The organism is Ancylomarina euxina, from assembly GCF_003863355.1.
In the GTDB taxonomy this organism is placed as follows: Bacteria; Bacteroidota; Bacteroidia; order Bacteroidales; family Marinifilaceae; genus Ancylomarina; species Ancylomarina euxinus.
In genome coordinates this window covers 70,714-80,842 of sequence record NZ_QQWG01000021.1, presented here as the reverse complement: position 1 = coordinate 80,842, position 10,129 = coordinate 70,714, and the positions used below count along the sequence as shown (strand labels likewise).

Here is a 10,129-nt window from a genome sequence, read left to right as displayed (position 1 = left end):
GAAGTGATTTTTGACTTATTTAAAGCAAAAATGCTGAACCGTAAATTTGAATTAGCAATAATCAACTAAAAAATACTTTCGAGAAGGATTAATGAAAAAGAGGATGTCCTTGATTTTGGACACCCTCTTTTCCATAATTAAGAGAATCCTAATTCTCTGTTAAGATATTTTCGTCGTATTCTACTTCGAATCTTAATTTGTGCTTAGCCTCTTCTTGAGCTAAGTTCAAGAATAACTTCTTTTCAACTTCATCAGTTGTTGCAGCAGCCAAATCGCTATACAATCTAAAAGCAGCTTTCTCTTTCTTCATAGCAATAATTAATGCCTCCTGATAAGTGATATTCGTTTTCTCTTCGTCAACTTCAACTAAATAATCTGCAATTTTCATGTCAGCAACCATAGTTTCAGAAAACGTCTGTCCCTTACCATTTTTAATAGCTTCAAGCTTGGCACGGTGTCCCATTTCTTCAATTGCGTATTGCTCAAATGTTTCTTTGATTTGTTTATGCTTCATCTTTGCAGCAAGTGCTGTATAAAATTCAGCTGCCATAGCTTCTTCGTTAATGGCAAAATCAAGAATATCGTTTAATGATTTGAACTCTTTCATATTAAGAATTTTTAAAATCAATATTATTATAAGTGCTCGTATTTAAACTTACACTTTTTATTCCAATTAATTAGACAAGTATTGTTCAGTTAAATAGATGTCCATATTCTTAGCGGCTTTTCTACCATCTCCCATTGCAAGGATTACAGTTGCACCACCACGAACGATATCACCACCAGCAAATAATTCTGGAATAGATGACTGCATCTTATCTTTTACAACCTCGATAGTTCCCCACTTAGAAACTTCAAGACCTTCAACTGAATTAGGAATTAATGGATTTGGAGATACTCCAACAGCCACAACCACAACTTCACAGTCAAGAATATACTCTGATCCTTCAACAGGAACTGGTCTTCTACGACCTGATGAATCCGGCTCGCCTAATTCCATTTTCTGAACCTTCATTTGAGAAACACGACCATTTTCATCAGCAATGTACTCAATTGGATTTGTCAAAGTCAAGAATTCAACACCTTCTTGTTTAGCATGATGAACTTCTTCAACACGAGCTGGCATTTCTTCCTCTGAACGACGATATACAATCATTGCACGCTCAGCACCTAAACGCTTAGCAGTACGAACTGAGTCCATAGCCGTGTTACCACCACCAACAACTACAACGTTCTTTCCTCGCAATACAGGAGTATCAGACTCTTCGCTATCAGCCCCCATCAAATTCACACGAGTTAAGTACTCATTTGAAGATAGAATACCATTGGCATTCTCACCAGGGATATTCATGAAACGTGGTAAACCAGCACCTGATCCTACGTAAAATGCTTTGTAACCATCAGCCTTTAAATCATCAAGGCTTGCAGTTTGACCTACGATATAGTTAGTGATGAATTTCACACCCATACGACGTAAACTTTCAATCTCTACATCAACCACTGCGTTTGGCAAACGGAATTCAGGGATACCATATTTTAATACACCACCAATTTCATGCAGTGCTTCGAATACGGTAACATCATAACCTAATTTAGCCATATCACCAGCAAATGATAATCCAGAAGGACCTGAACCAATTACGGCAACTTTAATTCCATTTGCAGCGACCATTTCCGGAGTAGAAATATGTCCCGACTCTCTTTCGAAGTCGGCAGCAAAACGCTCTAAGTATCCAATTGCTACAGCAGGCTGGTTCAATTTCTCAACGTAGAAACACTTCTGCTCACACTGCAATTCCTGAGGACAAACACGACCACAAACAGCTGGCAATGCAGATGTTTCTTTCAATACTGAAGCAGCTTCAAGAATTTCACCACGCTCAATATTTTTAATGAATTTAGGAATATTAATGCTTACCGGGCACCCTTCCATGCAAGTCGGATTAACACAGTCCATGCAGCGGCTAGCCTCCGTAAGAGCTTGTTCCTGCGTTAGCCCAATATTTACTTCGATACGTTGCGATGTGATGCGTAATTCTGGCGCTGTTTCAGCCATAAGAGCACGCTCAATCGACATACGATCTTTAGCTTTTATCTTTTTCTGAAGAGCTACTCTCCAGTCTTGTTTTCTTTCGTTTTTTATATATTCTTCAGACCTTTCCATTGTCCTGGTATTTTTGTGTTGCTATTCTTAGATTGAATTCTCTATTTCTGAAATTGATCAAATTTATCAACTTCTTCTTTCTTATAACCACCAAGTCGTGACATCATCTCTTCAAAATCGATTTGATGAGCGTCGAACTCAGGACCATCAACACAAGTAAATTTGGTTTTTCCACCAACAGTAACACGACAAGCGCCACACATACCTGTACCATCTACCATGATACTATTTAAACTAGCAACTGTAGGAATTTCATATTTCTTAGTTAAAAGAGAGCAGAATTTCATCATGATTGCAGGACCAATAGTCACACACTCATCAATCTTTTCTCTTTTAATAACCTCTTCCATTCCCTCTGTTATTAGTCCTTTTTTACCATAGGAACCATCATCAGTCATGATAATCAACTCATCAGAATGCTTACGCATCTCATCTTCAAGAATAATTAAATCTTTGTTACGAGCAGCCAAAATAGTAATTACCTTGTTTCCAGCTTTTTTATAAGCTTCAACTATTGGTAATAAAGGTGCATTTCCTACACCACCACCACAACAAAGGATAGTACCCAAGTTATGGATCTCAGTAGGTTTACCAAGTGGTCCTACTAAGTCAGTAATATATTCACCAACCTCAAGATCACATACTTTTGTAGAAGAAACACCCATTTTTTGTACAACTAGGTCAATTGTTCCTCTTTCAACATCAGCGCCTGCAATGGTCAAAGGAATTCGCTCTCCTTTTTCACCAACACGTAAAATTACAAAGTTTCCTGGCTTCCGAGATTTTGCGATCAAAGGTGCTTCTACGACGATTTTCACGATTTTCTCTGAAAAATATTCTTTTTCAACTATCTTGTTCATCACTTTCTATGATAAAATAAATAAATTTTTAACCCCAAAATTACATTAAAAACCTGAATGACAATGATTTTCATTCAGTAATATCAACAATAATTCAGTTCTCAAATGTAAAGAGTAAGTGTTAATCACCCTTCATTTTATGGTTTTTTTTTACTGTCTTAAAACATTTTAGTTTGAATCTAAATTAACACCCAATAGGGATATTTTTCTCTAATCTATTAGGCTATTTAATAGATTTATATACTAAGTCAAAAAACAAAGCATCAATACAATAAAGACATGCAAACAATCAACAAAGAAGATATTAAATGTCAGATTGAAGAAAAAATTATAAAATTAAATGATGATATCCTTAAGCTTATCGATCTAACCAAACCTATTTCACCAGATTGTGCAATAGGAAGAATAAGCCGCATGGATGCAATTAATAATAAAAGTATAAACGAAGCAGCTCTACGACAAAGAAAAACTCAACTGAAAGCTTTAGAGTTCGCCTTAAATCATGTTGACGATACCGATTTTGGCAATTGCGTAAATTGCTGCCGAGAAATACCATTAGGTAGAATCATATTAATGCCAGAGAGTAAAAAATGCGTGGCATGTGCTAGTCGCTAGGATTTGTAATTATATTTGTATCATTAAATATCTAAATCATGGCTAAAAAGAATAAAAAAAACATCGTGTATTCAACCAATCCTGATTATGCGTTTGAATACGACGACGAAGAAGTAATGAAAACTCTTCCTCCTAAGCAACAAATATTAAAAGTGATGATAGATAAAAAACAGCGTAAAGGTAAAGCTGTTACACTTGTTGCAGGTTTTGTTGGAAATGAAGAAGATCTAAAAGACCTTGGTAAACTTCTAAAATCGAAATGTGGAGTAGGAGGATCAGTTAAAGATGGCGAAATCCTCATTCAAGGTGATCATCGAGATAAAATCATTGAAATATTAAATAAAGAAGATTACAAAACTAAAAGAGTTGGAGGTTAACTTCCAACTCTTTTTTTTTATTTAGACAATTCTAACCCGTAAATAGTTGGGCTTAAAATAGAATTAAATATTGAGTCAGAACTTATATTTCACACTCTCCCCTTAAATCCTACAATCAACTTTAAATCCCACTTTTATTTATCACAGCCATACAAGTCTAGATATAAACTAATAAGACTTTATAAAAATCCCACAATTGAATTTCATATTGTTACATTATACCAAAATTATTTTCATTTTAAATTCGAATATATTAAAGTAAATAAAAACTCATAGGAATAACAAACAATATATATAACAGGCCGTAAACAAATTAATTTAAGCAATTATTTCCATGTAAATTATTATGCTAAGACCTATATCGATTGCAAAATGGTTTCTCAAATTTAAACCCATAATTCAAAAAAACATTAACCCTGTTTTTTTATACGAATATCTAAAATAATCGCAATTTCATATTCAATATTTAAAAATTACAACTAAGAACTAATACTTAATAAATAACACCTATTATTCAATAATTTATTCATCATTTTCATACTATTAAACAAACTTGACAGATTTGACAACTTGACTTTCTATATTTAATTCATACCTTTGTTCTAGTCTTTTGAAAATTGAAACTAAACTTATGTATCCGTTCACACATCACTTCTACATTATTGCTAGTTTTCTTTTCTCTTTAATAGTATGTTACAAGATTATTCCTTCTGTAATACATCTTGCAAAAGAGAAAAAATTGTATGACGAACCCAATCATCGCTCCTCCCACACAACTATTGTTCCGTCCTTAGGTGGTATTGCTATTTTTATTGGCTTTGCTTTATCCATTCTAATATTTAGTAATGGTTTCCTAATTCATGAGCTTAAGTATATTATTGCTGCAACTTTAATTGTATTCGGACTCGGAGTAAAGGATGATATCATGGCGATTTCTCCTAAAAAGAAACTTTTAGGTCAAATTTTTGCAGCTCTTATTGTAATCATTCTTGGCGATATTCGTTTCACTAACTTTCATGGTATATTAGGTATTCATGAATTAAACTATTTTGTCAGTATTCTATTTACAATTTTTGTCATCATTGTAATTACCAATGGCTTTAATTTAATTGATGGTATTGATGGCTTAGCTTCAGGTATCAGCGGACTATGTACTTTAACATTCGGTATTTGGTTCTACATCACAGGTCACTATGAATATGTTGTCCTCGCAGGTAGTCTTTTAGGCGCTTTAATAGCCTTCTTCCGATACAATGTCTTTGGCAAACAAAATAAAATATTCATGGGTGATACGGGTTCACTTATTCTAGGATTATTAATCTCAATTTTAATGATCCACTTCAACGAACTGAATATCTACCCAGAATTTAAATATGCGATTAAATCAGCTCCTGCTGTTTCTATTGGTATTCTAGCTGTTCCTTTATTTGATACACTTAGAGTGATGTTTATTCGTATTAAGAATAAAAGATCTCCATTTGAGCCAGACAAAAACCATGTGCACCACCGTATGGTTAGTTTAGGTTTTAAGCACGTACATGCTTCTATTCGAATTATGGCAGTGAATATCCTTCTTATTGCAATCGTATTTGCACTTAAAGATATTGGAAACCCAAGCTTACTTGTAATCGTGGCATTACTTGGTGCTTTTTTCTCGTGGCTACCTTCATATTTACTTCACAAAAAGAAAGCCAAAGAACTACAGACCGCTTAATACTTACTAAAATATCTCAACGCCTCTTACGAGGCGTTTTTTATGACTAGTTTTCAATCTTTAAAATTAATCTAAATAAGACTGTATCATTTGAAATAATAATGTAAATTAGCCTTTCAATTTAAAGAAAAAACATGGACCCAATATTGCTAAAGGAGAATCTAGAAACTCAAGATATCCATCTACTAATCAAGCAAGGATTGAATGATTTGGAAATAAGTCTTGAACAGAAAAATAGTATTTATTCTGCTGCTGAAAAACTAAGCTCAAATTTTGTAGACATTATAAACTTCCACATAAAAAACTGTGAAAATAGGGATCCCTCCTACTCTTTTAATGTAGCTGTCTTATTCAACAAATTCACTGAAGACTACAGAAGTATCTTTATTCAGAACTACAAACAAGATATTCTTATTGGATTTGGCATAAGTGCCATATGGATGGGTATTTTAAATGGATTAGATGCAGAAAGTGGTATCATGCCTAATCATCCATTTAAAAGAGAAATTGCGACTTGTTTGAGGACGATTAGTGAGATCCTTGATAATAAAACTTAATAAAAAAAGCTACTCCCTTTGGAATAGCTTTTTCTATTTTAATATGCTTTCGTTTTACCTTGCCCCAACAAGAGATACAGAAGAAATTGTATCACCCATTCCAACCAGAGTTACTGGTTTTTCAATTAGAATAGTTGGTACCGCAATAACTTCAATTCGTTCATTTTCGAAGATACCTGTTTCTAATAAACTATTTTCCCCAAACTTTTCTGATACTAAATTTTGAAGATTACTTAACTCATTCAGTCCAACATCCGAAACCTGATGCCCCTGAGCCCACAGTAACACTTCCTTCGTATTAATGCCACCAGTTCCCGCCTTTGCTGCGGCAACAGTAGCTGCTAATTGCATACCATCACGATTCTGCATTGGACTAACTTTAAAACCCTTTTTCTGAAGGGTTAAATATAAACCAAACATATGCAGTTGCATTCGAGGACACTTTGTGTATTCATATATTTTAAGCATACCTTCAAACATAGTTTGAGCATTGATATTCGCCTCACATTTTGCAGCTAGTTCTTCTTCCCCTATAACTTCAAGAATATCGATCAACTCACGCTCATTGAAACCCAAACTATTCACACTCTCCACCAAAGAATCAATCAAATGTTTACGAACAGCCTTATCTTGAGTTGAGGCCACTTCCAGGTGCAATAGGTTATCAGGACAAGACTCCCTCCATTCCTTTATCATAATCTTTGAAGCATCTATCTTATCCGCTCCTTTGCTACCATCTTTCAGTGTTTCATGAAGCATTTGATAACCCGAAAGGATGATATATTCAGGATTAATATCAGCTTGAGACATCTTATTCGAGAAATGCTCATCGATGTGCAATTTAAAATTCAAAGGATCGTAAGTTGCTATGAATCGATTTGCCTTTGGACAAGTATAAACCCTTTCGTTTAGATTTATTTCATCTCCTTTATCAAATTCTATAATCCAATGAATAAGGGGTAAATCATTTTTGCGATCTACTTTTGAAGCCTGGGCCACATTCCCATTATCATCAACAGTCAAAAGATTATCTAGATCTAAAAAAAGCTGAGACTGTTCTTTTGGCGAAGATGCACAGTGCACATAAACAGAATCAACACCACAAACAGCCATTACGTTGGCAACAATACCACCTTGCCCCCCCATTTGAAGTTTATCGTAGCCAATTGTTTCATTTAACCAATTAAAAACGGCTTTGTCTTCAATTAACCATTCTTCTGCTTTTCCCGCTTGGAAACATTGCAAAAATCCACGTATTGCATCCTCATTTGTTTGAATACAATTCTCTCCCTCTCCAACAATTTTAGTTAGATCCAGTTTATTTTCAGCGATGATTCTCTCAATAAATTTCCCATTGACCTTGATCACTGCATCCACATTTGCATTAAATGCGCTAATAAGACCTTTTACATCTCCCATTTTCACTAATTGAGCAGGAGCTGTCTTATAATGTTCTAACCACTTTTCTTTTAAATCGCTGTATGACATGCCAATAATTTTGTTTTTTATTTTAATCAACTATCCCAATAGTATAGAATTATAGCTGACTTCTAGAAGTTTGATAAAAGCAAAGAAATACAATTTAGGAGTGTTTATCTAAAGATTCATAATAAAAAGCTGGAAAAAATCACTGCAAAGGTTTGAAATAAGACTTTTAAATTCCTATCGAAACTTATTAAGAAGATAAAATACCATGATAAAGCTAAATGTTAAAAAACACACAATCACAACTTCATATATTTGGATATTTAAATATATTTGTAGCCATATACATTATTAAATATTCAAAAACCAAAGACTAAGTGAAACTTGATATCAAATCAATTATCAGCAGTCGCATAAAAAACTAAAAAGATGAAAGCTACAACAACATGGACACATGGAATATCTTCAGTAATTACTGATAATAGAGGACACGAAACTATTGTTGATTTACCAGAGGTTAAAGGTGGACAGGATTTAGGTCCAACTGCCTTTGAACTTTGCTTGATGAGTTATTCAGGTTGTGTGAATACAATTTTTAATATTGTTTCAAAAAAAATGAGATTTGAATTCTCGGCATTGGAGGTTGATACTATTGGTCACCAAAAAGATGGTGCAGCGACATTTACAGATGTTGAAGTAGAACTTAGAGTTGAAACTGATGCTAGCGATGATAAAATAGAGTCTTGTCTACAGAAAACTTTAAAAATGTGTCCTGTAGGAGTTCTTTTTCACCAAGCTGGAGTCAACACAACCTACAAAATTATGCGTCTTCAAAAAGCATAATTAAGCGATTAAAACAAGATTATGATATCCCATGCCTAATTTAGGCATGGGATATTTTTTTTTGATCTTTAACACGACATTAACAATTAACGGGACTATTTTAAGATACACTAGTCTTTTATTTCATATTTTTACAAAAGAGAGACAGCACACTCTTTTTTGGATTTGTTTGTTTTGTTATTTATTAAAATCACAAAGTATGAAACGCTTATTAGTTGGCATATTAGCTATTCTCAGCATAAACACCTTTGCTCAGAAACCAGAAAGCAGTTTACAAATTGGACAAAAAGCTCCTGAGTTTGAAGCTTTCGATCAAAACGGATCAAAATTTAATAGCGCTGATATCTTAAAAGAAAAACAACTCATTGTGGTTTTCTATAGAGGTCAATGGTGTCCCTATTGCAATCGCCATTTAAGTGAGCTTCAAAATCACCTTGAAGATTTCAGAGAAGCAGGTGCACAAATCGTTGCAATTTCACCTGAACAAACAGAAAACATTAACAAAACAGTTGAAAAAACTAAAGCTGAATTCCCAGTACTTTGGGATAAAGACAATACTATAATGAAAGCATTTGGTGTCGATTTTATTTTACCTGAAACATTACAGAATAAGTACAAAGAATATGAAATTGACCTAATCTGGGACAACGGCAACTCCAGTCAGACACTTCCCGTTCCTGCAACATTTGTAATTGGGACAAATGGAAAAATCAAATATCTGCAATACGATCCTGACTATAAAAACAGATCTTCTGCAAAAGATATTTTAAAGCAACTTTAAAACATTAAGGCTTGCGCTGAATCACAAAACATCCTTTTTCAATATGAATTAGGATGTTTTTTTTTGATTCAATAAATAAGATGCACCTACATCTAATATAATGCTCAACAAAACCCGTCCTGATTACCATAGATTCCTCTAAAAGGCTTAACTATGCAAAAAATTAAAGTATGACAAATTACACACCTCATAATGCTGACTTTTCTCTAGGGAAGAGAATAAAAAGTGAATTAAGCTTATTGTTAATTCTTCAGGTTATTATTCTTATTTTCATGGGGATAAATCTGGTTTATGAATTGACACTTATCGTTATATTCATTCTACTACTTTCGATAAAGAGAAATAGAATCCTTTATCAAATAGAGTTTGATGATGAAAAACGGGAATTTTCTATTTACTACTACAGCCTGGTCATTTTTAGAAGAAAAGAAACAATAAACTATGACCGACTCAATTCTAAATTGGGCCTAAAACGCTACGGGCTTGGCAGTGCTATAACTACCTTAGAATTTTTCAATAAAAAACAAATTATTGGTGAAGTAAGAGTAGGTGATAAATGGCAATGGACTGATGAACAAGTTAAGATGATTCATGAAAAATCTATGAATTCAAAAGATTAAATTCAATATAACCTTCTCATCTTCTATTTTTGCTATCTTTAATTACAACCAAGATTTTTAGGCATAAAAAAAAGCATTATATATTGTTTATTTATTCTACTGATTTTCAACAATTGGTTAGATTCTCATGCCCAATTATCAAGACCTTCTGATATTCTTTTTGAGCAAATCAT

Annotated in this window: 11 protein-coding genes; 7 read left to right on the top strand and 4 right to left on the bottom strand. The window is 33.6% G+C overall.

The annotated features are described in order from the left end of the window. Positions 1–148 precede the first annotated feature (148 nt). The 3 genes from DWB61_RS15655 to DWB61_RS15645 form a co-directional block, all read right to left on the bottom strand. Positions 149–607, bottom strand: coding sequence for a ferritin family protein (locus tag DWB61_RS15655; RefSeq protein ID WP_125031858.1), 459 nt, complete (start codon positions 605–607; stop codon positions 149–151). Positions 608–673: 66 nt separating this feature from the next. Further along, positions 674–2,164, bottom strand: a complete 1,491-nt coding sequence (gene gltA, locus DWB61_RS15650) for an NADPH-dependent glutamate synthase (protein WP_125031857.1) — start codon at positions 2,162–2,164, stop codon at positions 674–676. A 41-nt stretch (positions 2,165–2,205) separates the two neighbouring features. Then, complete coding sequence (locus DWB61_RS15645) at positions 2,206–3,024, bottom strand: sulfide/dihydroorotate dehydrogenase-like FAD/NAD-binding protein (RefSeq protein ID WP_125031856.1); 819 nt, start codon at positions 3,022–3,024, stop codon at positions 2,206–2,208. Positions 3,025–3,303: 279 nt separating this feature from the next. Here DWB61_RS15645 and DWB61_RS15640 point away from each other — a divergent pair, with 279 nt between their 5' ends. The 4 genes from DWB61_RS15640 to DWB61_RS15625 all read left to right on the top strand — a co-directional run bounded on the left by DWB61_RS15640 (position 3,304) and on the right by DWB61_RS15625 (position 6,287). After that, positions 3,304–3,639: a TraR/DksA C4-type zinc finger protein gene (locus tag DWB61_RS15640; RefSeq protein ID WP_125031855.1), complete on the top strand. Its 336-nt coding sequence runs from the start codon at positions 3,304–3,306 to the stop codon at positions 3,637–3,639. A 38-nt stretch (positions 3,640–3,677) separates the two neighbouring features. After that, positions 3,678–4,016 (top strand): translation initiation factor, encoded by a 339-nt coding sequence (locus tag DWB61_RS15635; RefSeq protein ID WP_125031854.1) that lies wholly within the window; start codon positions 3,678–3,680, stop codon positions 4,014–4,016. Between the two features lie 631 nt (positions 4,017–4,647). Then, positions 4,648–5,730 carry a glycosyltransferase family 4 protein gene (locus DWB61_RS15630; protein WP_125031853.1) on the top strand — a complete coding sequence of 361 codons (1,083 nt, stop codon included), beginning with the start codon at positions 4,648–4,650 and terminating at the stop codon, positions 5,728–5,730. A 134-nt stretch (positions 5,731–5,864) separates the two neighbouring features. Further along, positions 5,865–6,287 carry a hypothetical protein gene (locus tag DWB61_RS15625; RefSeq protein WP_125031852.1) on the top strand — a complete coding sequence of 141 codons (423 nt, stop codon included), beginning with the start codon at positions 5,865–5,867 and terminating at the stop codon, positions 6,285–6,287. 54 nt (positions 6,288–6,341) lie between these two features. Here the strand turns inward: DWB61_RS15625 and DWB61_RS15620 are convergent, their stop codons facing one another. Next, on the bottom strand, positions 6,342–7,775 hold the full coding sequence (locus tag DWB61_RS15620; RefSeq protein WP_125031851.1) for an ADP-dependent glucokinase/phosphofructokinase: 1,434 nt from the start codon (positions 7,773–7,775) through the stop codon (positions 6,342–6,344). A gap of 366 nt (positions 7,776–8,141) precedes the next feature. Here DWB61_RS15620 and DWB61_RS15615 point away from each other — a divergent pair, with 366 nt between their 5' ends. The 3 genes from DWB61_RS15615 (at position 8,142) to DWB61_RS15605 (ending at position 9,956) form a co-directional block, all read left to right on the top strand. Continuing rightward, positions 8,142–8,555, top strand: a complete 414-nt coding sequence (locus tag DWB61_RS15615; protein ID WP_125031850.1) for an OsmC family protein — start codon at positions 8,142–8,144, stop codon at positions 8,553–8,555. 199 nt (positions 8,556–8,754) lie between these two features. Further along, complete coding sequence (locus tag DWB61_RS15610; protein WP_158614447.1) at positions 8,755–9,336, top strand: peroxiredoxin-like family protein; 582 nt, start codon at positions 8,755–8,757, stop codon at positions 9,334–9,336. Positions 9,337–9,506: 170 nt separating this feature from the next. Beyond that, the gene (locus DWB61_RS15605; protein WP_125031848.1) at positions 9,507–9,956 is read left to right on the top strand and encodes a hypothetical protein; all 450 of its coding nucleotides are present in this window, start codon (positions 9,507–9,509) and stop codon (positions 9,954–9,956) included. The last annotated feature ends 173 nt before the right edge of the window (positions 9,957–10,129 follow it).